Raw genomic sequence first — 26,637 nt, 5'->3', positions numbered from 1 at the left:
CGAAGCGATCGGACCCGACCGGACGACGCCGGTGATCAGAGCGTGCGCAGCAGCACCGCCGGCTGTTCGACGCAGTCCGCCACGTACCGCAGGAAGCCTCCGGCCGTGCCGCCGTCGCACACCCGGTGGTCGAAGGTGAGCGAGAGCTGTACGACCTGCCGTACCGCCAGCTCGCCCTCGTGCACCCAGGGCTTGGGGACGATACGGCCGACGCCGAGCATGGCGGCCTCGGGGTGGTTGATGATCGGCGTGGAGCCGTCGACACCGAAGACGCCGTAGTTGTTCAGCGTGAAGGTCCCGCCGGTCAGCTGGCCGGGTGTCAGCGTGCCGGTGCGCGCCGCCTCCGTCAGCCGGGCGAACTCGGCGCCGAGCGACTCCGCGTTCCTGGTGTGCGCGTCCCGTACGACGGGCACGACCAGCCCCCGTTCCGTCTGCGCGGCGAACCCGAGGTGCACCTGGTCGAGCCGTACGACCTCGCGGGCCTCCATGTCGACCGTCGAGTTGAGCTCCGGGAAGCGGGCCAGCGCTGCGGTGCAGACGCGTGCGAGCAGTGCGAGGAGGGAGATCTTCGGGCCGCCTGCCGCGTTCATCGCCGTACGGGCGTTCATCAGCTCCGTCGCGTCGGCGTCCACCCAGCAGGTCGCGTCGGGGATCTCGCGCCGGCTGCGGGAGAGCTTGTCGGCGACGGCGCCCCGGACTCCACGCAGGGGCACGCGGGTGCCGGAGGGGCTTTCCGCGCGCGCGGGCGCCGCGACGGGGGCAGGCTGCGCGCCTGGCACGGTGACCGGCTGCGGCGCCCGAACCGGGGCCGCGACAGCCCGCAGCGCGTGCTCCACGTCCGCCCGCAGGATCAGGCCCTCGGGGCCCGAGCCGTGCAACTCGCGCAGGTCCAGGCCGTTCTCGCGGGCGAGGCGGCGGACCAGCGGGGAGATGACCGGCACGGGTCCGTCCGGGCGCTCGGGGGCGGCGACCTGGGCGGCCGCCGTATCGACGGCGGTGGGCCGAACCGCCGGTGTCGCGGGCGCCCCGGACCGGATCGGCTCCCCCGGCCGCACCCGCCTGCGCCGCGCCGGTGGCGCCCCGGTGCCGTATCCGACCAGCACATTGCCGGAGCCCTCGTCGGCGAGGGCTCCGGAGGCGGGCGCTCCCACGGCCACGGTCAACAGCGGTGCCCCCACGGGCAGCTCCGTGCCCTCCTCGCCGAAGCGGGCGGTGACGACACCGCCGTAGGGGCAGGGGACCTCGACCATCGCCTTGGCCGTCTCGACCTCGACGACCGGCTGGTCGATCGCGACGACGTCCCCGACCTGGACCAGCCAGCGGACGATCTCGGCCTCGGTCAGCCCCTCACCGAGGTCGGGCAGCTTGAACTCCAGCACCTGGGCCATCAGTTCTCCGCCTCCCACTGCAGGCGCCCGACGGCGTCCAGGATCCGGTCGACGCCGGGGAGGTGGTGCCGCTCCAGCATCGGCGGCGGATACGGGATGTCGAACCCGGCCACCCGCAGCACGGGCGCCTCCAGGTGGTGGAAGCAGCGCTCGGTCACCCGGGCCGCGATCTCGCCGCCCGGTCCGCCGTAGGAGCCGGACTCGTGGACGACCACCGCGCGCCCGGTCCGCCGGACCGACGCGGCGACCGTCTCGTCGTCGAAGGGCACCAGGGAGCGCAGGTCGACCACTTCGAGGTCCCAGCCCTCGGCCGTGGCCGCCTCGGCGGCCTCCAGGCAGACGGGCACGGACGGGCCGTACGTGATGAGCGTGGCGCTGCGGCCGGCGCGGCGGACGACCGCGCGGCCGATCGGGTCGACGGTCTGCGGTTCCTCGGGGTTCCAGGAGTCCTTCGACCAGTACAGGCGTTTGGGTTCCAGGAAGACGACCGGGTCGTCGGAGGCGATGGCGGCGCGCAGCAGCCCGTAGGCGTCGGCGACGGTGGCGGGCGTGACGACATGGAGCCCCGGAGTCGCCATGTAGTACGCCTCGGAGGAGTCGCTGTGGTGCTCGACGCCGCCGATGCCTCCGCCGTAGGGGACGCGGATGGTGATCGGCAGCGGCATGGCGCCGCGCGTGCGGTTGCGCATACGGGCCACATGGCTGATGAGCTGCTCGAACGCCGGGTAGGCGAACGCGTCGAACTGCATCTCCACGACGGGCCGCAGCCCGTACATCGCCATGCCGACGGCCGTGCCGAGGATGCCCGCCTCGGCCAGCGGGGTGTCGGTGACCCGGTCCTCGCCGAACTCCTTCGCGAGCCCGTCGGTGACCCGGAAGACGCCGCCGAGGGCGCCGACGTCCTCGCCCATGACGTGCACGGTGGGGTCGGCGGTCATGGCGTCGCGGAGGGCGCGGGTGAGCGCCTGCGCCATGGTGGCGGGCTTGAGGGCGACGGTGGTCATCGGTGCGCCCCTTCTTGTTCCGCCGCCAGCTCGGCCCTGAGCAGGGCCTCCTGTTCGCGCAGGTGGGGGGTGGGTTCGGCGTAGACGTGGGCGAAGAGGTCCATGGGGTCGAGGACCGGGTCCTGGTTCATGCGCTCGCGCAGGTCGGCCGCCATCGTCTCGGCGGCGTCGCGGGCGGCCCGGATGCCGTCCTCGTCGAGGAGGCCGCGCTCGGTCAGCTCGTGCTCCAGGAGCGCGATCGGGTCGTGCGCGCGCCAGGTCTCGACCTCGGCGTCGCCCCGGTAGCGGGTCGCGTCGTCGGCGTTGGTGTGGGCGTCGATGCGGTACGTCACCGCCTCGACCAGTGTGGGACCGCCACCCGCGCGCGCGTGGGCCACGGCTTCGGCGAGCACCTGGTGCACGGCGGCGGCGTCGTTGCCGTCGACCAGGCGGCCCGGCATCCCGTAGCCGACGGCCTTGTGGGCCAGCGACGGGGCGGCGGTCTGCTTGGCGAGCGGGACGGAGATCGCGAAGCCGTTGTTCTGGACGAGGAAGACGACCGGGGCCTGCCAGACGGCGGCGAAGTTGAGCGCCTCGTGGAAGTCGCCCTCGCTGGTGCCGCCGTCGCCGACCAGGGCGAGCGCCACCACGTCGTCGCCCTGGAGACGGGCGGCGTGCGCGAGGCCCACGGCGTGCGGGAGCTGGGTCGCGAGCGGGGTGCACAGGGGCGCGACGCGGTGCTCGTGCGGGTCGTAACCGGTGTGCCAGTCGCCGCGCAGCAGCGTGAGCGCCTGCACGGGGTCGAGGCCACGGGCGACGGCGGCGAGCGTGTCGCGATAGCTCGGGAAGAGCCAGTCCCGGTCTTCGAGGACGAGCGCGGCGGCGACCTCGCAGGCCTCCTGGCCGGTGCTGGAGGGGTAGACGGCGAGCCTGCCCTGCTTGGTCAGGGCCGTGGCCTGCGTGTTGTAGCGGCGGCCGCGCACCAGCTCGGCGTAGAGCCGGCGCAGCAGCGCGGGGTCGGCGTCGGCCGCCGCGTCCGTGCCGAGCACGCGGTACGGCAGGGCGTCCGGCAGCAGCGGCGCGGGGTCCGTGCGGGGCTGCCAGGCGGGCGGCGGTGTCGGGCGGTACGCGCCCCGCTGCTCCATGACCGTCATACGGCACCTCCTCGTGGGAGTGGCTTCTGGGACGCGGCACGGTTGTGACGCGTCTCACCTACCGATTGTTCGGTCGTTGGCGCATTTTGGCTACAGGCGCCCTCAGGCTGTGGACAAACGGTTCTGCACAGCCTCAAATGAACGCAGGACGTCCATGGCAGGGAGGCGGGGGCACATGGCATCTGAACAAATGGCCGAGCCGCCGGAGCACGGCCCGGCCCTGCCGCCCCCTCGACCGCTGGACGCCATAGATCAGGACATCCTGCGCATGCTGCAGGCCGACGGCCGCGCCTCGATACGGTCCGTCGCCGAGCGCGTCCACGTCTCCCGCGCCAACGCCTACGCGCGCATCAACCGCCTCATCGAGGACGGCGTGATCCGTGGCTTCGGGGCGCGGGTGAACCACGAGCGCGCCGGAAAGGGCACCTCGGCCTACATCACCCTCAAGATCGTGCAGAACTCCTGGCGCACGGTCCGCGATCAGCTGCGCCAGCTGTCCGGCGCCGCCCACATCGCGCTGGTGGGCGGCGACTACGACGTCCTGCTCCTGGTGCACACCTCGGACAACAGGGCCCTGCGCGAGGTCGTCCTCACCAAGCTCCAGGCCATCCCGGAGGTGCTCAGCACCCGGACGCTGCTGGTGTTCGAGGAGGAGGACGTGGAACCGGAGGGGTGATCGGCGCCCGGGGCCGCAGGTCCCCGCGGGGATCGGTCAGTCCTGGGCGCGAAGCCCCGCGAAGACCAGGTGCGTCACGGCCTCGGACACCTCCCGCTCGCCCATGCCCCGCCCGTCCGGCCGGTACCACTCCACGATCGAGTTGATCATCCCGAAGACGAGCCGGGTCGCGAGCCGCACCTCCACGTCCCCGCGTACGTCCCCGTCGGCGGCCGCGGCCTTCAGCAGCTCGGCGACCCGGTGGTCGAAGTCGCGGCGCCGCTCCAGCGCCCAGCGCTCGGTGCCGGTGTTGCCGCGCACCCGCAGCAGGAGGGTCACGTAGGGGAGCTCGTTCATCAGCACCTCGACCATGCGCCGCACGACGTGCTCCAGGCGCTCCACCGCACGCCCCGTGCGCGCGGGTTCCTCGTCGAGGATCCCGAAGAGCCCGTCCAGAGCCCGGCTGACGGCCCGGCGCAGCAGCTCCTCCTTGCCCGTGACGTGGTGGTATATCGACGACTTGGAGATACCGGCCGCCTTGGAGAGGTGCTCCATCGACGTGCCGTCGTAGCCGCGCTCGTTGAAGACCCGGACGGCGACGGACAGCAGTGTCTCCGGGGTGTACGTGTCGCGCTTGGCGGTGGTCATGAGGAGGTGCCCTCCCGCTTGTCGGAGGCGTAGGCGTGGCGGTAGAGCGCCAGGGACGGCGCGTAGCGCCCGGAGGGGTCGCGCAGGTGCAGGTCGTCCAGGAGGGAGTACGCCCAGTTGCGGCCCAGCCTGCGGCTCCACTCGAAGGGCCCCAGCGGGTAGTTGACGCCCAGGCGCATCGCCGTGTCGATGTCCTCCTTGGTGGCCACGCCCTTGGCGACGGCGTCGTGCGCGAGGTCGACGATCCGGGCCACGATGCGGGCGACGATCATGCCGGGGGCGTCCCCGATGACGCTGACGTCCTTGCCCAGCGCCTGGAAGAGCCCGGTGGCCTCCGCGAGGGTCTGCGGCGAGGTGTCCTGGGAGGCGGACAGCGCGATCCGGGTGGCCCTGCGGTAGTCGAGCGCGAGATCGAAGTAGACGACGTCCCGGAACTCCACGGAGGTCTGCCCGTCGGCGAGGGCCAGTTGACCGCCGCTCGGCAGGACGAGCCGGGTGCCGTGGTCCTCCTCGTCCTCGCGGACGGGGATGCCCGCCTCGCGGATCAGCGTGAGCAGTTCGGAGGCGGGGCCCAGGTCGCCCTCGACGACGACGTACGCGGGCGCCGGGACCGGTTCGGCCGTGTGCGGCTCGGGGCGCTCGGCGTCGTCGGTGTAGTCGTACCAGCCCTGTCCCGTCTTGCGGCCGAGCCGGCCGGACTCGACGAGCCGCCGCTGGGCCAGCGAGGGCGTGAACCGGACGTCCTGGAAGAAGGCCTGCCACACCGAGTGGGTGACGGACTCGTTGACGTCCTGTCCGATGAGGTCGGTCAGTTCGAAGGCGCCCATCCGGAAGCCGCCGCACTCGCGCAGGACCGCGTCGATGGTGACGGGCTCGGCGGCCTGCGACTCGTACACCGCGAAGGCCTCCGCGTAGAACGGCCGTGCGATGCGGTTGACGATGAAGCCGGGGGTGTCGGCGCAGGCGACCGGCGTCTTGCCCCAGACGCGGGCCATCTCGTACGCGCGCGTGGCCGACGTGACGTCGGTGGCGAACCCGGAGACGACCTCGACGAGGGGCAGCAGCGGCGCGGGATTGAAGAAGTGCAGGCCCACGAAACGGCCCGGGTTGCGCAGGGCGCCGCCGATGGCCGTGACGGACAGGGAGGAGGTGTTGGTGGCGAGCAGGCAGTCCTCGCCGACGACGTCCTCCAGCGCGCGGAACAACTCCTGCTTGACGTCCAGGCGTTCCAGGACGGCCTCGACGACGAGATCGCAGTCCGCGAGGTCGGAGAGGCTCTCGGCGGCGTGCAGCCGGGCGCGCGCGGCGTCCCGGTCGGCGCCGGTCATGCGGTCCTTCGCGACGAGCCGGTCGAGCCGGGCGCCGATCGCCTCGGCCGCCTCCCGCGCACGACCGGGCATGGCATCGAACAGGCGTACGAGGTGGCCCGCGGCCAGCGCGACCTGGGCGATGCCCTGGCCCATGGTGCCGGCGCCGACGACGGCCACGGGGCTGCTGAGGTCGAGTGCTGTCATGTGCGCGATCCTCCCGCACGGGGTTGTCCACAGATGCGGCGGACCCCCTTGTCCCGACCGATCGTTCGGTTACTCTAACTCTGTCCGCCCACCCGTCGCCCACCACCGCCCTGACCTAGGCGCTCAGCGCCACCCCTCTCGACTCTGTCCTGCCCAGGTCAGAGCTCGAAGAAGAGCCCCCTGACGTGAGGAGTTGGTCAAGCATGGCCGCCGAACCGTCCGCGCACACCCTGATCGCCAAGCACCGGGCCACCCTCGACCAGGCGCTGGAAGCGATCCGCACGCGCGCGTACTGGTCGCCCCACCCCGAGCACCCGAAGGCGTACGGAGAGAACGGCAGCCTGGGCATGGCCGAGGGCAAGGCCGCCTTCGACGCCCTCCTCGGCACCCGCCTCGACCTCGGTCAGCCCGGCACCGACGACTGGGTGGGCGGCGAGGTCTCCCCGTACGGCATCGAGCTGGGCGTCACCTACCCGCACGCGGACGTCGACACGCTGCTGCCCGCCATGAAGGCGGGCCAGCGCGCGTGGCGCGACGCAGGCGCTCAGGCGCGCGCGGCGGTGTGTCTGGAGATCCTCAAGCGGATCAGCGACCGCACCCACGAGTTCGCCCACGCGGTCATGCACACCAGCGGTCAGGCCTTCATGATGGCCTTCCAGGCAGGTGGCCCGCATGCCCAGGACCGAGGCCTGGAAGCGGTGACGTACGCGTACGCGGAGCAGGTCCGCACCCCCGACAACGCGGAGTGGATCAAGCCCCAGGGCAAGCGCGACCCGCTCACGCTCACCAAGCGGTTCAAGCCGGTGCCGCGCGGCATCGCCCTCCTCATCGGCTGCAACACCTTCCCGACCTGGAACGGCTACCCGGGCCTGTTCGCCTCCCTCGCCACCGGCAACGCGGTCCTCGTGAAGCCCCACCCGCGCGCGGTGCTGCCGCTCGCCCTCACCGTCCAGGTCGCCCGCGAGGTCCTCACCGAGGCCGGTTTCGACCCCAACCTGGTCGCGCTGGCCGCCGAACGCCCCGGCGAGGGCATCGCGAAGGACCTGGCCACCCGCCCGGAGATCCGCATCATCGACTACACCGGATCGACGTCCTTCGGCGACTGGCTGGAAGCGAACGCCCGCCAGGCGGAGGTCTACACGGAGAAGGCCGGCGTCAACACGGTGCTCGTCGACTCCACCGACGACTACCAGGGCATGCTCTCCAACCTGGCCTTCTCGCTGTCCCTGTACAGCGGCCAGATGTGCACCACCCCGCAGAACCTGCTCATCCCCCGCGACGGCATCACCACCGACGTGGGCCCCAAGTCCTACGACGAGGTCGTCGCCGACCTCGCCCAGTCGGTCGGCGGCCTGCTGGGCGACGACGCACGCGCGAACGCCCTGCTCGGCGCGATCGTCAACCCCGACGTCAAGGCCCGCCTCGAAGCGGCCGCGTCGCTCGGCGAGGTCGCCCTCGCCTCACGGGAGATCACCAACCCCGAGTTCCCCGGCGCGGTCGTCCGCACGCCGGTGATCGTGAAGCTCGACGGCGCGCGGAAGTACTGGGAGCGGACCGACGACGAGGCCGCGTACATGAGCGAGTGCTTCGGCCCGGTGTCGTTCGCCGTCGCCGTCGACTCGGCGACGGACGGGGTGGAGTTGCTGCGCCGGACCATCGCCGACAAGGGCGCGATGACCGTCGGCGCGTACACCACCTCCGACGCGGTGGCCGATGCCGTCGAGGAGGTCTGCCTGGACGAGTGCGCGCAGCTGTCGCTGAACCTCACGGGCGGGGTGTATGTGAACCAGACCGCGGCGTTCTCCGACTTCCACGGGTCCGGTGGGAACCCGGCGGCCAACGCGGCTCTCTGCGACGGGGCGTTCGTCGCCAACCGGTTCCGGGTGGTCGAGGTCCGGCGCGAGGCGTAGGGGTTGCTCGTGGCGTGGGGCGACCGCGGGTCCGTGACGGCTGGCCGCGCGGTTCCCCACGCGCCTGAGAACGGGGGCGCGGTTCAGCTGGACCGCCCTCAAGGGGAACCCGCGCTCCAGTGGTACAGCGTCATCGCCACGCTGGTCGCCAGGTTGTAGCTGGAGACCTGGGGGCGCATCGGCAGGGACAGCAAGTGATCGGCCCGGGCACGGAGTTCGGTGGACAGGCCACTGCGTTCGGAGCCGAAGGCCAGGACGGCGTCGTCCGGGAGCTTCACGCCCCGGATGTCGTCGCCCTCGGGGTCGAGCGCGAAGAGCGGCCCCGGGGGCAGATCGGCCACCTCCAGGTGCTCGACGGCGGTGGCGAAGTGCAGGCCCGCCCCGCCGCGTACGACCGTGGGATGCCAGGGATCCAGAGTCCCCGTGGTGACCACACCGGTCGCGCCGAAACCGGCGGCCAGCCGGATCACCGCCCCCGCGTTGCCCAGGTTGCGCGGATGGTCGAGGACGACGACGGGAGCGGTGCGCGGGGTGTGGGCGAGCGCCGCCAGATGGGCCGCGCGCGACGGGCGTACGGCCAGGGCGGCGACGGCGGTGGGGTGCGGGCGCGGCACGAGAGTCCGGTACGTCTCCTCCGGAACCTCCTGGAGGAGATCCACGAGCCGGTCCCGTACGTCCGGGGCCAGATCGTCGGCGAGGGCCAGCGCCGCCGCGCGGTCGGCGGTGACGGCCACCTGTACCTCGGCACCGAAGCGCACGGCGTGCTTGAGGGCGTGGAAGCCGTCGAGCAATACGGCGGTGTCGGCGAGGCGGTGCCAGGTCCGCACGGTGTCGCCCGCCGGGCGAGCGGTCGATCCGGTCACCGGGCCACCTGCCGGTCCGTCCTGTGGTGCGCTCACCGGATCGTTCATGCGGTGAAACCTACGTGGGCCCGCTCGGCCGTCTCCTTCTCCTGGGGGAGCGGTGGCTGCTCCGGGTCGCGCGGGCCCGGGACCGTACGGCCGCGCCCCGGCAGCACACGACGGACGACGCGGTCCCGCGCGCGTGCCACCAGGCCGCCCAGGCGCTTCAGGAAGGGCGTCGGCAGGAAGACGGCGTCGGCGGCGATCATCGCGAGCGAGAAGAACGGCAGTCCCAGCACGACGGCGATCACGGCGTGCTCGGTCATCATGACCGCCAGCAGGACGTTCTTGACGCGCCGGTTGAAGAGCGTGAACGGGAAGGCGACCTGCACGATCACCGTCCCGTACGTCACCAGCATCACCATCGTGCCGCTGGAGGACATCAGGTCGGACAGCGCGGCCCAGGGCGAGAAGTAGTCCAGGTGGAACGGGTAGTAGGCGGCCGTGCCGTCCTGCCAGCGCGAGCCCTGGATCTTGTACCAGCCGGCCGCCGCGTAGATCAGACACGCCTCGGCCATGATCACGACCAGGGCGGCGTTGTGCGCGAGGTTGCCGACGATGTCGAGCAGCACCCGCGGCTTGGTGTCCGCGTCGATGCGGCCGGCAGCCCACCACAGGGCGTGCACCGCCCACAGCCCCCAGAAGAACGTCAGCCAGCCGCCCAGCAGACCGCCGGGAATCAGACCGCCGAACGTCGCCACCAGCAGCGCGAACCCGAGCACGCACCACAGGGCGGGGCCGACCCGGTCAACCGGCGCCTCGCCGACCCGCGCCAGGCGCTCGCGCGTGCGCCGTGCGCGCCGCGCGTCCAGCGACCAGACCTGGGCGCAGCGGACGAAGACGAGATACATCGCCATGAGGTGGATGACGTTGTCGCCGCCGTCGCCCATGAAGACACTGCGGTTCTGCAGTGAGAAGACGCCCACCATGAAGAGCACGCTCGCGGCGCGGGTGCGCCAGCCGAGCAGCAGCGCAAAAGTGGACAGGATGGCGACGGCGTAGACGATCTCGAACCACACCATGCTGTCGGACCACATCAGTACCGTGAAGGCGTCGTTGTTCGCGGTCAGCTGCTGGGCCAGCTCCCAGCTCCAGGGCCCGTCGGGGCCGTACAACTCGCGCCGGTGCGGGAACTCGCGCAGCAGGAACAACAGCCAGGTCAAGGAGAAGCCGATACGGATGATCGCGCTCTGGTACGGGCCCAGCGCGCGATCCGTGACGCGGGTGATCCCGTTGCCCATCGCGGCGGCGAGGCGCCCCATCGGGCTCACCGGCCGGGCCGGGTCGGTCGTCCTCAGGGAGTTCATCCGGCGCTCGCCTCCGTCCGACCCGTGACGGCCGGACCGACGCCGGCCGCGTTGGCGGCGGCGTCCGTGCGGTCGTCGTCGGTCACCGGCCACCAGGGCAGCTCACTGACGACGGGCTTGTCGGACACCTTTTCCTCGCTCCAGTCGGGCGGCTCCACATTGGTGGTACGGGAGCGGAGCTGGATCCGCTCGATCACACCGCCCGGGCCACCGGCCTGCTCGCGGTCGAGGCGCATCACCACGATGCGGCGCACATAGCGCTGGGACAGATCGCCGCGCGACGAGGTGGCGCGGTGCTCGCCGTCATGCGTGGCCGTGTAGAAGTCCCAGGCCCGTCGCAGTTCGTTCTGCTGCGCGTGGCTCGGCACCGGATTGCGGTCGATCGCGGCGCCGTCCAGCGCCGACAGGTCGTACCAGCCGGTCGCACGCACCTCGCCGTCAGCGGTGCGGATCTCGGCGCGCGCCTGCACCGCGATGTTCTGCTGCAACGGGTTCGGCGCGAACAGCTTCCAGTTCTGCTCGAATTCCGGGTACACCCACTCGTCCACCGCCCGGCCGTGCTGCTTCGTCAGCGTGTTCGAGGGTGCGATATGGAGAAACACCAGCCCGAGATGCGCGCAGGTCGCCACCGCCACGACCGCGAGCACGAGCGCCACGGCGATCTGGTACGGCAGGGTGAGGGCGGCGATACCCGAGGCCGGCTGCGCCGGCTCGGCTATCTCCGCCGGTCGCGGCGGGGGAGGCGACTCCGACGGCAATTCCGATGGCAATTCCGATGGCGATCCCGACGGCTCCCGACGCAGGGACGAGGCCACGGGTTCCTGGGCCGGATGCGGATCCGGATCCTGGTCGGGCAGCGGATCCGGGTCGGAGTTCTGCCGGGGAGGCCGGGGCTGCGGGTTCGCATCGCTCGTGGAGGCGGAGCCCTCGGGCTCGTCCGGCCCTGGCCGGGCGTTCGAGACCTCGTCGTTCGCGTCCATTCCGCCCAGCTCCCCGATTCCCACTACCCGGTCCACTTCCCCACCGGAACCTACTCAGCCGCGTTCCTCCGGCACAGCCCCGATAGCCACAGCAGTCACATCGTCACACCGCTCGCACGGCACTGATGAGGTTATCCACAGCGGGGGACACCTTACGGCGCGGTGTGGTCCGCCTCTCCCGAAAGCCACCTCGCCGCTCTGTCGCCTGCCCTCTGCCTGCTCTGCCCGCTCTGTCGCCTGCCCCCTGCCCGCTCTGCCCGCTCTGCCTGCGGCTCGGCCACCGCCTCGACCCACGCCATTCCCTTCTTCTAGAACCTGTTCTATCTTGACGCCCCGTCATCGGCGACACGGAAGGGGCGGGACCGTGGACTTCACCTTCACCGAGGAGCAGCAGGCGGCGGCCGGGGCGGCGAGGGCGGTGTTCGCCGGGGTCGCCCCGGACGGGGTACCGAGTCCGTCGCTCGTGCCGGGGGCCGTGGCCGACGACTTCGACCGGGCCCTCTGGGCGAAGCTCGCCGACGCGGACCTGCTGAGCCTGTTACTCGACCCCTCGTACGGCGGCTCGGGCCTCGACCCGATCGCGCTGTGTCTGGTGCTGCGGGAGTCTGCGAAGGTACTGGCCAGGGGACCGCTGCTGGAGAGCACCGCGGCCGCGGTGGCCGTACAGGCGCACGGGAGCGAGGAGCTGAAGGCGGACCTGCTCGCCCGCGTAGGCCGGGGCGAGGTCGTCCTGACCGTCGCCGCGCAGGGCCGCACCGGCCACGACCCGGCCGAACTCGCCGTGACCGCGCGACGGGACGTCGACGGCGTCTGGGTCCTGGACGGCATGCAGACGGCGGTGCCCTGGGCCCACAACGCGGACTTCGTCGTCGTCCCCGCCACGGTCGCCCCGGAGTCGGTCACCCCCGGTGTCTCCGCCGACGGCGGCGAGCAGGACTCGGCCACCGTTGCCGACGGCCGGGCCGTGCTCGCTCTCGTGCCCCGCGTCCACGCAGGGGTGACGCTCGCCGACCAGGTCTCCACCGCCGGCGAACGCCTGGCGGAGCTGCGGCTGGAGTCGGCACGGATCGCCGCGCGGGACGTCATCGACGCGGAGGGCGCGTGGGAGCGGCTGCGGGAGCTGCTGGCCACCGGAACGTGCGCGCTGGCGCTCGGGCTGGGTGAAGGCGTACTCGGCATGACCAGCGAATACGCCGGCAAGCGAGAACAGTTCGGCTTCCCGATCGCCTCGTTCCAGGCCGTCGCCGTACAGGCCGCCGACCGCTTCATCGACCTGCGCGCGATGGAGGCGACGCTGTGGCAGGCCGCCTGGCGGATCACCTCCGGAGCGGGCGGCGCGCTACCCGCCGCCGGAGATGTCGCCGTGGCCAAGATCTGGGCCTCGGAGGGGGTACGACGGGTGGTGCAGACCGCACAGCATCTGCACGGGGGCTTCGGTGCCGACGTCGACTACCCCCTGCACCGCTATCACGCCTGGGCCAAGCACCTCGAACTGTCACTCGGCCCCGCAGCGGCCCACGAGGAGGCGCTGGGCGACCTTCTCGCGGCACACCCACTGGGCTGAGCGTCGCGCACGCCACGCCCCGGGGCGCGCACATCCGGCCTGCGCGCCCCCGTCCACCTGCGGTTCCGCCGCACGTGCCCCGGAGAACGACGTTCCCTAGAGAACGAACCCGGCCCCGCCCTTGTCGTCCACCACCGGACGACCGGCGGCCGCCCAGACCTGCATGCCGCCGTCCACGTTCACGGCGTCGATGCCCTGCTGGACGAGATACGTGGTGACCTGCGCCGAACGCCCGCCCGAGCGGCAGATCACGTGGATCCTGCCGTCCTGCGGGGCCGCTTCGGTCACCTCGCCGTAGCGCGCCACGAACTCACTGATGGGGATGTGCAGCGCCCCTTCGGCATGACCCGCCTGCCACTCGTCGTCCTCCCGGACGTCCAGCAGGAAGTCGTCGTCCTTGAGGTCTCCGACCTCGACCGTGGGCACACCAGCTCCGAAATGCATGCCTACGACGCTACCCGACCGGACAGCCGACGGCCCCCGCCCCCGACCGTCCGACCGGACTGCCGACGGCCCGCGCCCCACAGTCCGACCGGGCAGGACCAGACCTCGGCTATTCCTGTCGGCCGAGCAGTCCCGCCAGCTCGGCTTCCCGCTGTTCGACCTCCGCCAGCAGCTGGTCGGCGATCTCCTCGAGGAGGCGGTCGGGGTCGTCCGGGGCGAGGCGGAGCATCGAGCCGATGGCACCCTCCTCCAGATCCCGGGCGACGAGAGCGAGAAGCTCCTTGCGCTGGGCGAGCCATTCGAGCCGGGCGTACAGCTCCTCCGCGCGACTCGGCCTGCGCTCCTCCGGCACGGGCCCGGCCGCCCACTCCTCGGACAGCTCCCGCAGCAGCACTTCGTCACCCCGGGCGTACGCGGCGTTCACCCGAGCTATGAACTCGCCCCGCCGCTCCCGCTCCTTGTCGTCCTGCGCCAGGTCGGGGTGGGCCTTGCGGACCAGCTCGCGGTAGAGCCTGCGGGCCTCGTCGCTGGGGCGCACCCGCTCCGGGGACCGTACCGGCTGGTCGGTGAGCATGGCCGCCGCCTCGGGGAACAGGCCCTCCGAGTCCATCCAGCCGTGGAAAAGTTCCTCCACGCCCGGCATGGGCATGACCCGGGCCCGCGCCTCCTGAGCCTTGCGCACATCCTCGGGGTCGCCGGTGCGCGCCGCCTTGGCCTCGGCGATCTGGGCGTCCAGCTCGTCCAGCCGCGCGTACACGGGGCCGAGCCTCTGGTGGTGCAACCGGGAGAAGTTCTCCACCTCGACCCGGAAGGTCTCCACGGCGATCTCGTACTCGATCAACGCCTGCTCGGCCGCCCGCACGGCCCGCTCCAACCGGTCCTCAGGACGCCCCGAGCCCGCGCCCTCGGTGGAAGCCGCCCCCTCGGTGGAAGCAGGCCCCTCGGCGGAGGCCTCCTCGTCAGCCGAGGCCGCGCCCTCGTCAGACGCCGCGCCCTCAGCGGGGATCGTGCCCTCAGCCGGTGCAGTGCCTTCTACAGGCTCCGTGCCCTCATCGGGCTCCACGGGCTCGGCGGGGCGCTCGGACGGTGTCTGATCGGCTTCCGGGGTCGTCACCCGACCCAGCCTAGGCCACGGCTCCAGGCCCGACCGAAAGCCACCGAAGACGCCGGTACGGAGTGAGAACACCCACGCCACATCCGACCGCCCGGCCGACACAGCCCGGGACTCAGCCGCCGCATCCGGACACCGTCCCCTCGGCCACCCCCGACCACCCCGGACACCCTGACCACTCCGGACACTCTGACCACTCCGGACACCCTGGACGCCTGTCGGCCGCCCCGACCGCCTCGACATATTCCGCGTGCTCAAGTACCCCACCGACCTGGGCGCCCCGGCCGACCGAACACCCCCAGCCGCCCCGGCACCCCCGTCAGCCCTCGCCTCAGACCCCCGTCTCCGCAGCGATCCGCCCCGCCCGCACAGCCTCCACCAGGTCCGCGTGGTCCGCCTCCGTGCGGTCCGCGTAGGTCACGGCGAACGTGGCCGTCGCCTCGTCGAGTTCGTCGTTCTTGCCGCAGTAGCCGGCGATGAGACGGGGATCGGCGCTGTGGGCGTGAGCGCGCGCGAGGAGAGCGCCGGTCATGCGGCCGTAGTCGTCGATCTGGTCGGCGGCCAGGGCCGCCGGGTCGACGCTGCCCTTGCGGTTGCGGAACTGGCGTACCTGGAAGGGAAACCCGTCGACCGTGGTCCAGCCCAGCAAGATGTCGCTGACGACCTGCATGCGCTTCTGGCCGAGGACCACCCGTCGTCCCTCGTGGTCCACCTCCGGCACCTCGAAGCCGGCGGTCGCGAGGTGCGGCTCCAGCGCCGAAGGGCGGGCCTCCTTCACCTGGAGGACGAGCGGTTCACCGCGATGATCCAGGAGCAGGACGACGTACGAGCGGGTGCCCACACTGCCGGTGCCGACCACGCGGAACGCCACGTCGTGCACGGCGTACCGGGCGAGCAGCGGGTGGCGGTCCTCCGAGAGCGTGGTCAGGTACTGCGTCAGAGAGGTGGCCACCACCGCCGCCTCCTCGTCGTCCACGCGGCGCAGCACCGGCGGAGCGTCCACGAAGTGGCGGCCGCCGCCCTCCACCTGCCGGGTCGCCCTGGCCGCGAACCGGCCGCTCGTGTTGGCGCGCGCCTTCTCCGAGACCCGCTCCAGTGTGCCCAGCAGGTCGTGGGCGTCGGTGTGGGAGACCAGTTCCTCGTCCGCGATGGCGTTCCAGGCGTCGAGCGCCGAGAGCTTGGCGAGGAGCCGCATCGTGCGCCGATAGGCCCCCGTCGCGTCGTACGCCGCCTTGCGGCAGATGTCCTCGTCGGCGCCCGCCTCGCGGCCGGCGAGCACCAGAGAGGCGGCGAGGCGCTTGAGGTCCCACTCCCAGGGACCGTGCACGGTCTCGTCGAAGTCGTTGAGGTCCATCACGAGGCCGCCACGGGCATCCCCGTACAGGCCGAAGTTGGCCGCGTGGGCGTCGCCGCAGATCTGGGTGCCGATGCCGGTCATGGGCGTACGGGCGAGGTCGTGGGCCATCAGGCCCGCCGAGCCGCGCAGGAAAGCGAAGGGGGTGGCCGCCATCCTGCCGACCCTTATCGGGGTGAGGTTGGCGATCCGGCCTCGGTTGGACTCCTCCACCGCGGACACCGCGTCCGGCCGGTCGGTGGTGAGCGTCAGGTCCGCGTGCGCACTGCGGGGCACCCGCGTACGCAGCGCCTTGCCCTCGTCCTTGGGCGACCCCACCGCGGGCCACCCGGCGAACCCCGCCACCCCCGGCACCCGCGCACCGGACGACCGCGGCACCACCGCCCCGGTCTGTCCGGAATCCGCCGGCACCGCCGTCGTCGTATCGGTCTCGGTCACGCTGACCGCCTCCCCCGCACATGTCCCCGCACGAACATCAACTCGTGAGACGGTACAGCCGGTGGCCGAAACGCGTCAGACCCTGTGGACAACTCCGCGCCCCACCCGTCCCCACCTGTGGAAAACCCGGCCCGCGCACCACTGAGTCGGCCCGCAGACGCTTTTGGAGGCTTCTCGGACCAAAGTCCTTGACGACGCCGTCGTCAAGGCCAAGGAGCTGGCCGAACGCCTCGCCGCGTAGACCTTCCGGAGAACGCGAACGCGAAGGGCGGCCGCCCCCACCGAAGGAGCGGCCGCCCGTGCCGTCAGGCGGCGTACGTGGCGTTCTGCGCGGTGGTCACCACCTTCTGCCCGTCGGCCTGGCTCAGCAGCCCGGCCGACACCCACGAGCCGACGGTCGACTGCACGCGCGCCACCAGCGCCCCCTTGTCGGCGAACGGCGCCCCGGCCCAGATCTCGTCGAGCAGGGTCGTGCCGTTCGACTTCGCCGGGTTGGCGACGCCCGAGTCGGTGCCTCCGAGGACGACCTTCGGTTCGGAGCGCTTGACGTACGCATGGGTCGGGTCCTCGTTCCCTTCGTAGAAGGGAACGAATTCGATGCCGCCCAGCGTGTAGTGCAGCGGCTTTCCGCTCACCGGGGCGAGGGAGGGCAGCAGATCGCCGGAGAGGCCGGCGTTGCGGTACAGCCCGACCGACAGATGGCTCGTACCGCTGCTCCTGCCGACCAGGTTGACCGGCCCGTAGAACAGCGTCTGGAGCGACGGGTCGTCGAGGGCCTTCTCCACCCGCAGCCGGAACGGCATCGTCACGCGTACGACGTCCCCGCCGCGCCACGTGCGGGAGGGGATCGTGAAGTAGCTCCCCGCGGCCGGTGTGCCGCTCACCGCACTGCCGTTGACGGTCACCCGGAAGCCGGCGGTGGCCCAGGACGGCACCCGCAGCCGCAGCTCGAAGGCCGCGCTGCCGCCCCCGACGGTGATCGTGGAGCCCTGCTCCCGGGGATAGTCGGTGCTCTGGGCGACCGTCACGCCCTTCGCGGACCAGTTCAGCGTGGCGGCGCTGTACAGGTTGACGTACAGCGCGCTGCCGTCGGCCTTGGTGAAGTACACCGAGTCCTGGTACTTGGTGGCGCTCTCCATGCCGGTGCCCTCGCAGCAGGTGGTGCCCTGCTTGGGGGTGTAGTCGCGCACATGCCCCGGGGTGAGCCCGATGAAGTACGTGACCAGCGGCTTCTCCGCGTCGGCCTTGTCCTGCTTGGAACCGAGGACCTGGTTGAGCAGGGCCCGCTCGTAGTAGTCCATGTACTTCGGGTCCTGCTCGTGGAAGAACAGGCTCCGGCTCAGCTTGAGCAGGTTGTACGCGCAGCAGGTCTCGGCGTTGGTGTCGCTGATCGTCCCCGAGATGACCCCGCGCGCCTTCCAGAACTCGCCCGTGCTGGTGCCTCCGATCCCGTACATGCGCTGGGGGATCACCATGCCCCAGAAGTTCTTCGCGGCGGTCAGATAGCGCGCCTCGCCCGTGACGTCGTACAGCCGCGTGAGCCCGGTGAAGATCGGGATGTGCTGGTTGGCGTGCAGACCGTCGAGCGTGTCCGTGTTCGCGGCACAGGCGTCGATGAGCTTGTCCAGGTCGAACAGCTTGGCCAGGGCGAGATGGTCGGCCTTGCCCGTGATCGCGTACAGGTCGACGATCGCCTCGACCAGGCCCCCGTACTCACCGCTGGAGAAGATGCCCCACATCCGCTGCAGCGTGGCGTCCGGCAGCTTCGACAGCCTGGAGTACATCCAGTCGCACAGGCCCGAGGCCAGGTCGAGCGCCCGCGCGTCGTCGACATGCAGGTACGCGTCCAGCAGACCACGCAGGATCTTGTGCGCGGTGTAGTACGGCGCCCACACGCGCGTGTAGTCGCCGCTGGTCATCGACTCCAGCTCGATGAACTGCGTCTCCGGGTACGCCGCCAGGAACCCGGCATGGCTGGGCGCGCCCCAGGTGCGGCGCAGGGTGGCGGTCAGGCCGCGACCGGAGCCGTCCGCGAAGGTGCCGCCACTGGTCTCGAAGAAGTCGTACGAGGCCAGGTTGCCCCGCCCCGCCGAGGAGGCGGGCGCCCGATTGCTCTGGAGCGAGGTGATCTCGGCGGCCGTCAGCGCACGCGACCAGACGTTGAACTCGTCGAACGCGCCCGCGAAGACGGGGTCGGTGGAGAAATTGGACCGGCCCAGCCAGTTGTTCGCCAGGGTGCCGAGGGCCGCCGGAGTGAGGGACATCGACGTGTTCTGCGCCACGGCCGTGCCGTTGACGTAGAGCGTGCCGGTGCCGCCGCCGATCGTCACCGCGAGGTGGCTCCACTGGTTGAGCGGCAGCGCGGCGGTGCCGTTGAGGCCCTGCTCCCCTCCGGGCCCGTTGGTCGTGACGGCGAAGCGCGGGAAGCCGCTCGCGTTGCGGGAGGCCAGGTACATGTAGCGGGTGGTGTTGTTGCCGAAGTCGAAGACGCGGGCCCAGTTGGCGTTGTGGGTGGGCTTCACCCAGGCCGACAGGGTGATCGCCGAGGCGCCGCCGAGCACGCTGTTCGGCAGGTCGACGTACTGGTACGAACCCCGACCGTTCTCCTGCGCGGTGCCGAACTTTCCGGTGACGGCGAGCATGCGCGGGCCGGTGCGCAGCGCGGCGCGCACGTCGGTCAGGGCGCCGATCATGTAGCGGATCTTGTCGGAGTAGGCCGTGTCCTTTGTGCCGGCATAGGCCTGCGCGAGCATCGTCAGGAAGTGCCCGGTGTAGTGGCCACGGAGGTTGCCGTTGGCCTCGCCGTCGAGGCCCTCCCAGCCGCCGGGGGCGACCGCACCCTTGGTGGAGAGTCCCGCGTTGGCGCGGAAAACCTGCAACAGCCGGTCGACGTCGTAGCCGCGACCGTGGTCGAGCATCAACTGCCGTTTGTCGGCGAACAGCCCTTGGCCGAGCGTCACGTCCTTGAGCTCGAAGGGCCGCACCGACCAGGCGGAAGGCGTCGGCACCGTGGCGGCGACCGCACGGCCGCCGCCCGCCGCGAAGGAGACTCCGGGAGCGGCCGCGGCGAGTATCGCGGCCTGGAGGAGGAAGCGTCTGGAGAGGGGCGGAGCCATGTGCGCCTCGTCTCTGGCAGGTGTGGGGGTGTCGGAGCATTGAGCAAAGCCGATCATGTTCGAAATATCGAACGATGTGCGAATTACCGACCAGAAGATAGGTATGCGACAGGCGAGCGTCAACGGTACTGACGGGTTTGCCGGGGCCAACACCCAGGACAGAACGGCTCCATCGCGCGCTCGGGACCGTTTCACGTGAAACATCGTTCGTATCCGCATCTACGGCGATTCACCTGATGCTGACTCCGACGACACTCCCGACCGCGCACGCGTTACGCGGCACGCCCCCACGCCGTCCCGCGCCACCGGATACCGAAAGCCCTTACCGAATCCCTGAGAGACTCCTCACACTCCAGAGCCCCGCAGCCGCCCCACCCGCCCCCTCCCCACACAGGGTGAGCGGACAAAAAAGAAGCGGTCCCATCCTGATCACGATGGGACCGCTTCGCTGTGCGCGAGGGGGGAGTTGAACCCCCACGCCCTTGCGGGCACTGGAACCTGAATCCAGCGCGTCTGCCTATTCCGCCACCCGCGCATTGGGTGTGTCCTGGGCCCCGTCCTTGCGGTGCTGGCGCCTTCCGACATCGAGAAGATTAGCACGATGGGAAGGGTGGCTTCACATCCCTTATCGGCGGCCGGCACCACGCCACAGCGACGTGACCCGGCCGACCAGGACGGACCGAACACGCACCCCTTCCGGCCACGTATCAACGAGTGCTGGTTCACGTATCAACCTCGTACCGGTCCCGGCCATCTCCACTGGAGAAGGACAGGGTGCACAGTCCGGTGCGGGACACTGGTCTCGCGCCGCCTCTACGATCCTTGACAGAGTTCGCGCGGAGTAGTTCGAAGAGGAGCTCCGGAGGGAATCCGGGAGGGGACTTCAGTGGGCGTCGATACCGGGTGACACCGGTCGACCGGGCCGACAGGGGGAACCAGCCGATTTCCCGGCGCGTGGATACGATCAGTAAGCAGTACCGATGCGGTACGCAGAGCGGTGACGACGGAGGAGGTGCCCCATGGGAGTCCTGAAGAAGTTCGAGCAACGTCTCGAAGGTCTGGTCAACGGCACCTTCGCCAAGGTGTTCAAGTCCGAGGTCCAGCCCGTGGAGATCGCGGGAGCACTCCAGCGGGAGTGCGACAACAACGCGACCATCTGGAACCGCGACCGGACTGTCGTCCCCAACGACTTCATCGTGGAGCTGAGCACGCCCGACTTCGAGCGCCTCAGCCCCTACTCCGGCCAGCTCGGCGACGAGCTCGCCGGAATGGTGCGCGACTACGCCAAGCAGCAGCGCTACACCTTCATGGGCCCGATCAAGGTCCATCTGGAGAAGGCCGACGACCTCGACACCGGTCTCTACCGCGTGCGCAGCCGTACGCTCGCCTCCTCCACCAACCAGCAGGCCCCCTCGGGTGCCCCGGCGAGCCCCGCGGCGGGCCGCCCCGGTGGCTACGGCTACCCGCCCACACCGGCGCCCGCGGGTGCCCCACCCATGCCGGCCGCCCCGCCGCCCGGCGGTGGCCGTCCCGGCGCCGCCCAGCTCGGCCAGCGGCCGCCCGCCGCTCCCGCGGCCGGTGGGCGCATGCGCTACTGGATCGAGATCAACGGCACCCGCCATCAGATCTCCCGCCCGACGCTGGTGCTGGGGCGCAGCACCGAAGCAGACGTGCGGATCGACGACCCCGGCGTCTCCCGCCGGCACTGCGAGATCCGGACCGGAACGCCCTCGACGATCCAGGATCTCGGATCCACCAACGGCATCGTGGTGGACGGGCAGCACACCACCCGCGCTACGCTCCGCGACGGCTCGCGGATCGTCGTGGGCAGCAGCACCATCATTTACCGGCAAGCCGAAGGGTGAAGCGGGGGCAATGTCAGAGCTGACCCTCACGGTCATGCGGCTGGGTTTCCTAGCCGTACTGTGGCTGTTCGTGATCGTGGCCGTGCAGGTCATCCGCAGCGACCTGTTCGGTACGCGCGTCACCCAGCGGGGGTCGCGCCGGGAGGCCGCGCGGCCACAGCAGGCCGCCCGTCAGGCCGCGCCCCCACAGCAGCGCGGCCAGCAGCCCGCGCCCGCCACCGGAGGCGGCGGCCGCCGCGGGCGCAACGCCCCGACCAAGCTCGTCGTCAGCGAGGGCACGCTGACGGGTACGACCGTGGCGCTACAGGGCCAGACCATCACCCTGGGCCGCGCACACGACTCCACGATCGTGCTGGACGACGACTACGCCTCCAGCCGACACGCCCGGATCTACCCGGACCGCGACGGCCAGTGGATCGTCGAGGACCTGGGGTCCACCAACGGCACGTATCTCGACCGGAACCGACTGACGACTCCCACGCCGATCCCGCTGGGCGCGCCGATCCGCATCGGCAAGACCGTCATCGAGCTGCGGAAGTAGTGCTACATCATGAATAGGCGCGAGCGGAGCGAGCACGCAGCGGCGGCCCCCACCAGGGGTCCCGGCGCGCTCCCGACCGGAGGGTGGGCACCGTGCGGATGTACCCGGAGCCGACGGGCGAGGTGCGCATGAGTCTGTCACTGCGCTTCGCCGCCGGATCGCACAAAGGCATGATCCGCGAGGGCAACGAGGACTCGGGCTACGCCGGTCCCCGCCTGCTCGCGATCGCCGACGGCATGGGCGGCCAGGCGGCCGGCGAGGTCGCCTCCTCCGAGGTGATCTCCACCCTCGTCACGCTCGACGACGACATCCCCGGCTCCGACATCCTCACCTCCCTCGGCACCGCCGTGCAGCGCGCCAACGACCAGCTGCGCGCGATGGTCGAGGAGGACCCCCAGCTGGAGGGCATGGGCACCACGCTCACCGCCCTGCTGTGGACCGGCCAACGACTCGGCCTGGTGCATGTCGGCGACTCCCGCGCGTACCTCCTCAGGGACGGCGTCCTCACCCAGATCACCCAGGACCACACCTGGGTCCAGCGTCTGGTCGACGAGGGCCGCATCACCGAGGAGGAGGCCACCACACACCCGCAGCGCTCCCTGCTGATGCGCGCGCTGGGCAGCGGCGAGCACGTCGAGCCCGACCTCTCCATCCGCGAGGTCCGCGCCGGCGACCGGTACCTGATCTGCTCCGACGGTCTGTCCGGCGTCGTGTCCCACCAGACGATGGAAGACACCCTCGCCAGCTACCAGGGCCCGCAGGAGACCGTGCAGGAGCTGATCCAGCTCGCGCTGCGCGGCGGTGGCCCGGACAACATCACGGTCATCATCGCCGACGTCCTCGACCTCGACACCGGAGACACCCTCGCCGGGCAGCTCTCCGACACCCCGGTCGTGGTCGGCGCGGTCGCCGAGAACCAGCTCCACCTGCAGGACAACGGCATCATGCAGACCCCGGCCGGCCGCGCCTCCGGTCTCGGCCGCCATGGGCACGGCCAGGGCGGCGGCGAGTTCGGCCCGCCCGGCTCCGGCGACACCACCGGGTACGTGCCGGCGGCGGGCAGCTTCGGCGACTACTCCGACGACGACTTCGTCAAGCCGCGCAAGAAGCGCAGGTGGTTGAAGAGATCCTTCTTCGGCATCCTCGCCCTCGCCGTGGTCGGCGGGGGCCTGTACAGCGGTTACCGCTGGACGCAGACGCAGTACTACGTCGGCTCCAACGACGATCATGTGGCCCTGTACCGCGGCATCAGTCAGGACCTGGCCTGGATCTCGCTCTCGAAGGTCGAGAAGGACCACCCCGAGATCGAACTCAAGTACCTGCCGCCCTACCAGCAGAAACTGGTCGAGGCCACGATCGCCGAGGGCGGTCTGAGCGACGCCGAGAAGAAGATCACGGAGCTGTCCACCCAGGCGTCGGCGTGCAAGAAGAACGCCGAGCGCCGCGAGGCGGCGGACAACAACGCCAAGACCGGCGAGGGCGAGGCCGGCGGAGTCACGGGAACCACGAAGACCTCCCTCACGTCCAAGGCCACACCGTCCCCGACGTCGAAGCCCTCGACGTCCCCGACCCCGACCCAGACCGCACCCACACCGTCGACCGGCCCCAGCCTCTCGGAGGAGGAGCAGGAACTGGTCTCACGGTGCGGTGAGCAGTAGGCAAGCCGCGAGGGGCCCACTCACACGATGAGCAGTACTACCAACCCATCGACGCAGCACACGTCCACGATCGGCGCGATCGGCACCCCGAGCCGACGCAACACCGAGCTGGCCCTGCTGGCGTTCGCGGTCGTCATCCCGGTGTTCGCCTACGTCAACGTGGGTCTCGCCCTGAACGACGAGGTCCCGACCGGCCTGGCCGCGTACGGCGTCGGCCTCGGCGTGCTGGCCGGCATCGGCCACCTCGTCGTACGCAAGTTCGCGCCGTACGCGGACCCGCTGCTGCTGCCGCTGGCCACGCTGTTGAACGGCCTGGGGCTGGTGGCCATCTGGCGGCTGGACCAGTCGGAGCTCCTGCAAGGCCTCGGCGTGGCCGGTGGAAAGGCGACGAACCAGCTGATCTACACGGCGATGGGCATCGCTCTCCTCATCGCCGTGCTGATCTTCCTCAAGGACCACCGCACCCTCCAGCGCTACACCTACATCTCCATGGCCGGTGCGCTGGTCCTACTGTTGCTCCCCCTGGTCCCGGGCCTCGGCGCCGAGCTCACCTACGGCGCCAAGATCTGGATCCAGGTCGGCAGCTTCACCATCCAGCCCGGCGAGTTCGCCAAGATCGTGCTGGCGATCTTCTTCGCCGGCTACCTGATGGTGAAGCGCGACGCGCTCGCGCTGGCCAGCCGCCGATTCATGGGCCTCTACCTCCCGCGCGGCCGCGACCTCGGTCCCATCATCGTCGTCTGGGCGATGTCGATCCTCATCCTGGTCTTCGAGACCGACCTCGGTACCTCGCTGCTGTTCTTCGGCATGTTCGTGATCATGCTGTACGTCGCGACCGAGCGGACGAGCTGGATCGTCTTCGGTCTGCTGATGTCCGCGGCCGGCGCCGTCGGCGTGGCCAGCTTCGAACCGCACGTCCAGACCCGTGTGCAGGCCTGGCTCGACCCGTACCGCGAGTACAAGCTCAGCCGCGCGGGGACCACCGACGGCATCGTCCACTCCGAGCAGGCCATGCAGGCCCTGTGGGCGTTCGGCTCCGGCGGCACCCTCGGCACCGGCTGGGGCCAGGGCCACTCGGAGCTCATCCGCTTCGCCGCGAACTCCGACTTCATCCTCGCCACCTTCGGTGAGGAGCTGGGTCTGACCGGGGTGATGGCGATCCTGCTGATCTACGGCCTGATCGTGGAGCGCGGCATCCGAACGGCCCTCGCCGCCCGCGACCCGTTCGGCAAGCTGCTCGCAGTCGGCCTGTCCGGCGCGTTCGCCCTCCAGGTCTTCGTCGTCGCCGGCGGTGTGATGGGCCTCATTCCCCTGACCGGTATGACGATGCCGTTCCTGGCATACGGCGGTTCCTCGGTCATCGCCAACTGGGCACTCATCGGCGTCCTGATCAGAATCAGCGACACCGCGCGCAGGCCCGCCCCCGCCCCCGCACCCAACCCCGACGCCGAGATGACCCAGGTGGTCCGCCCGTCATGAACAAGCCTCTGCGCCGCATCGCGATCTTCTGCGGGCTCCTGGTCCTCGCCCTGCTCGTCCGCAACAACTGGCTCCAGTACGTCAAAGCGGATTCCCTTGCCACCGACAAGGAGAACCGGCGCGTCTCCATCGAGCGTTACGCCACGCCTCGCGGGGACATCATCGTCGACGGCAAAGCCATCACCGGGTCCGTCGCGTCCGAAGGCGCCGACTACAAGTACAAGCGCACCTGGAAGAACGGCGAGATGTGGGCGCCGGTCACCGGCTACTCCTCCCAGATCGTCGGCGCGACCCAGCTGGAGAACCTCGAGGACGGCATCCTCACCGGCAACGACGACCGGCTCTTCTTCCGGAACACGCTGGACATGATCACCGGCAAGAAGAAGGAGGGCGGCAGCGTCGTCACCACCCTCAACGCCGCCGCGCAGAAGGCGGCCTTCGAGGGCCTCGGCGACAAGAAGGGCGCCGTCGCCGCGCTCGATCCCAAGACCGGCGCGATCCTCGCCCTGGCCTCCACGCCGTCGTACGACCCGTCGACCTTCGCCGGGATCAGCAACAAGGACAGCGAGACCTTCGGCAAACTGGAGAAGGACTCCGACAAGCCGATGCTGAACCGCGCGCTGCGCGAGACCTACCCGCCGGGCTCCACGTTCAAGGTGGTCACGGCCGCCGCGGCGCTGGAGAACGACATCGTCTCGGGCATCGACGACAAGACGGCCACGCCCGACCCGTACCAGCTGCCCGGCACGAAAACCGACCTCACCAACGAGCACGGCGTGTGCAAGAACGCCACCCTGCGCTACGCGCTGATGGTCTCCTGCAACACCGTCTTCGCGAAGATGTCGGACAACGTCGGCAACGAGAAGATGCGTGAGCAGGCCGCGAAGTTCGGCTTCAACGAGGACAAGCTGGACGTCCCCGTACGCGCCGCCGAGAGCGTCTACCCCGAGGACAACGAGCCGCAGAACGCCATGGACGGCATCGGCCAGGCCTCCAACCGCGCCACGCCGCTGCAGATGGCCATGGTCGCCTCGGCCGTCGCCAACGACGGCGAGCTGATGAAGCCGTACATGGTCGACCAGCTGCGCGCCTCCAACCTCGACGTCATCGAGACGCACGACCCCGAGACGCTGTCCCAGGCGGTCTCGCCGGAGACCGCCCAGAAGCTGCAGGACATGATGGAGACCGTCGTCAGCGACCCGCAGGGCACGGGTGGCAAGGCGAAGATCGACAACGTCACCGTCGGCGGCAAGACCGGTACCGCGCAGCACGGCGTGAACAACAAGGAGAAGCCGTACGCCTGGTTCATCTCGTACGCCAAGCTCAGCGACGGCAGCTCGCCGGTCGCCGTGGCCGTGGTCGTGGAGGACGGTGCGGCCAACCGCGGTGACATCTCCGGTGGCGGTCTCGCCGGCCCGATCGCGAAGAACGTGATGGAGGCAGTGATCAACAGCAAGAAGTGACCCCGCTCACGTCGCCTTCACATCGGTGCACGTTGCGATACCGGTCCTGTATCGGGTGACGCGGTTGGCCAGGTCACAGAAGGCGAGCCGGGTACCGTATGCCCGGAGCACAGCCGCCGGACCACACATGGGTGCGGTCGGGACCGACGGAGAGGGCTGGTAG

Annotated in this window: 20 protein-coding genes and 1 tRNA gene; 8 read left to right on the top strand and 13 right to left on the bottom strand. The window is 70.7% G+C overall.

Translation table 11 applies throughout. The features are described 5' to 3' along the window. Window positions 1-35: 35 nt before the first annotated feature. The 3 genes from OG202_RS24935 to pdhA are packed head-to-tail and all read right to left on the bottom strand — an operon-like array spanning window position 36 to window position 3,525. Entirely contained in the window at window positions 36-1,388 is a 1,353-nt protein-coding gene (locus OG202_RS24935; protein WP_326580534.1) for a dihydrolipoamide acetyltransferase family protein, read from the bottom strand. Then, a complete protein-coding gene (locus tag OG202_RS24930; RefSeq protein ID WP_326580536.1) occupies window positions 1,388-2,392 on the bottom strand; it encodes an alpha-ketoacid dehydrogenase subunit beta in 1,005 nt (334 codons plus the stop codon). Before OG202_RS24930 ends, OG202_RS24935 begins: the two co-directional genes overlap by 1 nt. Then, on the bottom strand, window positions 2,389-3,525 hold the full coding sequence (gene pdhA, locus OG202_RS24925; protein ID WP_326580538.1) for a pyruvate dehydrogenase (acetyl-transferring) E1 component subunit alpha: 1,137 nt from the start codon (window positions 3,523-3,525) through the stop codon (window positions 2,389-2,391). Before pdhA ends, OG202_RS24930 begins: the two co-directional genes overlap by 4 nt. Before the next feature lie 190 nt (window positions 3,526-3,715). Here pdhA and OG202_RS24920 point away from each other — a divergent pair, with 190 nt between their 5' ends. Continuing rightward, window positions 3,716-4,201 (top strand): Lrp/AsnC family transcriptional regulator, encoded by a 486-nt coding sequence (locus OG202_RS24920; RefSeq protein WP_013002201.1) that lies wholly within the window; start codon window positions 3,716-3,718, stop codon window positions 4,199-4,201. A gap of 36 nt (window positions 4,202-4,237) precedes the next feature. Here the strand turns inward: OG202_RS24920 and OG202_RS24915 are convergent, their stop codons facing one another. Further along, window positions 4,238-4,828, bottom strand: a complete 591-nt coding sequence (locus OG202_RS24915; RefSeq protein ID WP_326580540.1) for a TetR/AcrR family transcriptional regulator — start codon at window positions 4,826-4,828, stop codon at window positions 4,238-4,240. Then, a complete protein-coding gene (locus OG202_RS24910) occupies window positions 4,825-6,342 on the bottom strand; it encodes a 3-hydroxyacyl-CoA dehydrogenase (protein ID WP_326580542.1) in 1,518 nt (505 codons plus the stop codon). Before OG202_RS24910 ends, OG202_RS24915 begins: the two co-directional genes overlap by 4 nt. A 203-nt stretch (window positions 6,343-6,545) precedes the next feature. Between OG202_RS24910 and paaN the strand changes: the two genes are divergently transcribed. Beyond that, entirely contained in the window at window positions 6,546-8,252 is a 1,707-nt protein-coding gene (gene paaN, locus OG202_RS24905) for a phenylacetic acid degradation protein PaaN (protein WP_328223603.1), read from the top strand. A gap of 98 nt (window positions 8,253-8,350) precedes the next feature. Here paaN and OG202_RS24900 read toward each other — a convergent pair whose 3' ends face one another. From OG202_RS24900 to OG202_RS24890, 3 genes are read right to left on the bottom strand one after another with little or no spacing between them, the layout of a single operon-like run. Continuing rightward, the gene (locus tag OG202_RS24900; RefSeq protein WP_326580546.1) at window positions 8,351-9,163 is read right to left on the bottom strand and encodes a TrmH family RNA methyltransferase; all 813 of its coding nucleotides are present in this window, start codon (window positions 9,161-9,163) and stop codon (window positions 8,351-8,353) included. After that, window positions 9,160-10,416 (bottom strand): HTTM domain-containing protein, encoded by a 1,257-nt coding sequence (locus tag OG202_RS24895; protein WP_328224719.1) that lies wholly within the window; start codon window positions 10,414-10,416, stop codon window positions 9,160-9,162. Before OG202_RS24895 ends, OG202_RS24900 begins: the two co-directional genes overlap by 4 nt. Before the next feature lie 41 nt (window positions 10,417-10,457). Beyond that, window positions 10,458-11,441: a DUF5819 family protein gene (locus OG202_RS24890; protein ID WP_328223602.1), complete on the bottom strand. Its 984-nt coding sequence runs from the start codon at window positions 11,439-11,441 to the stop codon at window positions 10,458-10,460. A 364-nt stretch (window positions 11,442-11,805) separates the two neighbouring features. On the opposite strand from OG202_RS24890, the gene OG202_RS24885 reads away from it, so the two are divergent. Beyond that, window positions 11,806-13,005 (top strand): acyl-CoA dehydrogenase family protein, encoded by a 1,200-nt coding sequence (locus tag OG202_RS24885; RefSeq protein ID WP_327728777.1) that lies wholly within the window; start codon window positions 11,806-11,808, stop codon window positions 13,003-13,005. Between the two features lie 96 nt (window positions 13,006-13,101). Here the strand turns inward: OG202_RS24885 and OG202_RS24880 are convergent, their stop codons facing one another. The 5 genes from OG202_RS24880 to OG202_RS24860 all read right to left on the bottom strand — a co-directional run bounded on the left by OG202_RS24880 (window position 13,102) and on the right by OG202_RS24860 (window position 20,003). Further along, a complete protein-coding gene (locus OG202_RS24880) occupies window positions 13,102-13,431 on the bottom strand; it encodes a rhodanese-like domain-containing protein (RefSeq protein WP_326585723.1) in 330 nt (109 codons plus the stop codon). 127 nt (window positions 13,432-13,558) lie between these two features. Continuing rightward, window positions 13,559-14,563, bottom strand: a complete 1,005-nt coding sequence (locus OG202_RS24875) for a J domain-containing protein (protein WP_327728778.1) — start codon at window positions 14,561-14,563, stop codon at window positions 13,559-13,561. Window positions 14,564-14,891: 328 nt separating this feature from the next. After that, window positions 14,892-16,352: a DUF2252 domain-containing protein gene (locus tag OG202_RS24870; protein ID WP_405894905.1), complete on the bottom strand. Its 1,461-nt coding sequence runs from the start codon at window positions 16,350-16,352 to the stop codon at window positions 14,892-14,894. 305 nt (window positions 16,353-16,657) lie between these two features. Then, window positions 16,658-19,468, bottom strand: coding sequence for a beta-L-arabinofuranosidase domain-containing protein (locus OG202_RS24865; protein WP_328223601.1), 2,811 nt, complete (start codon window positions 19,466-19,468; stop codon window positions 16,658-16,660). Window positions 19,469-19,919: 451 nt separating this feature from the next. After that, window positions 19,920-20,003 (bottom strand) — tRNA-Leu (locus OG202_RS24860). A 484-nt stretch (window positions 20,004-20,487) separates the two neighbouring features. Between OG202_RS24860 and OG202_RS24855 the strand changes: the two genes are divergently transcribed. The 5 genes from OG202_RS24855 (at window position 20,488) to OG202_RS24835 (ending at window position 26,474) form a co-directional block, all read left to right on the top strand. After that, a complete protein-coding gene (locus tag OG202_RS24855) occupies window positions 20,488-21,333 on the top strand; it encodes a DUF3662 and FHA domain-containing protein (RefSeq protein ID WP_326580555.1) in 846 nt (281 codons plus the stop codon). Between the two features lie 10 nt (window positions 21,334-21,343). Next, window positions 21,344-21,874 carry an FHA domain-containing protein FhaB/FipA gene (locus tag OG202_RS24850; protein WP_326580557.1) on the top strand — a complete coding sequence of 177 codons (531 nt, stop codon included), beginning with the start codon at window positions 21,344-21,346 and terminating at the stop codon, window positions 21,872-21,874. 128 nt (window positions 21,875-22,002) lie between these two features. After that, a complete protein-coding gene (locus OG202_RS24845) occupies window positions 22,003-23,532 on the top strand; it encodes a Stp1/IreP family PP2C-type Ser/Thr phosphatase (RefSeq protein ID WP_326580559.1) in 1,530 nt (509 codons plus the stop codon). 27 nt (window positions 23,533-23,559) lie between these two features. After that, window positions 23,560-25,011 carry an FtsW/RodA/SpoVE family cell cycle protein gene (locus OG202_RS24840; protein ID WP_326580561.1) on the top strand — a complete coding sequence of 484 codons (1,452 nt, stop codon included), beginning with the start codon at window positions 23,560-23,562 and terminating at the stop codon, window positions 25,009-25,011. Further along, window positions 25,008-26,474: a peptidoglycan D,D-transpeptidase FtsI family protein gene (locus OG202_RS24835; protein WP_327728780.1), complete on the top strand. Its 1,467-nt coding sequence runs from the start codon at window positions 25,008-25,010 to the stop codon at window positions 26,472-26,474. The genes OG202_RS24840 and OG202_RS24835 overlap by 4 nt, the downstream gene beginning before the upstream one ends. The last annotated feature ends 163 nt before the right edge of the window (window positions 26,475-26,637 follow it).

The organism is Streptomyces sp. NBC_00310, assembly GCF_036208085.1.
Taxonomy (GTDB): Bacteria; Actinomycetota; Actinomycetes; order Streptomycetales; family Streptomycetaceae; genus Streptomyces.
The sequence above is the reverse complement of the archived record's forward strand: the minus strand, read 5'-3'. Positions and strand labels throughout refer to the sequence as shown.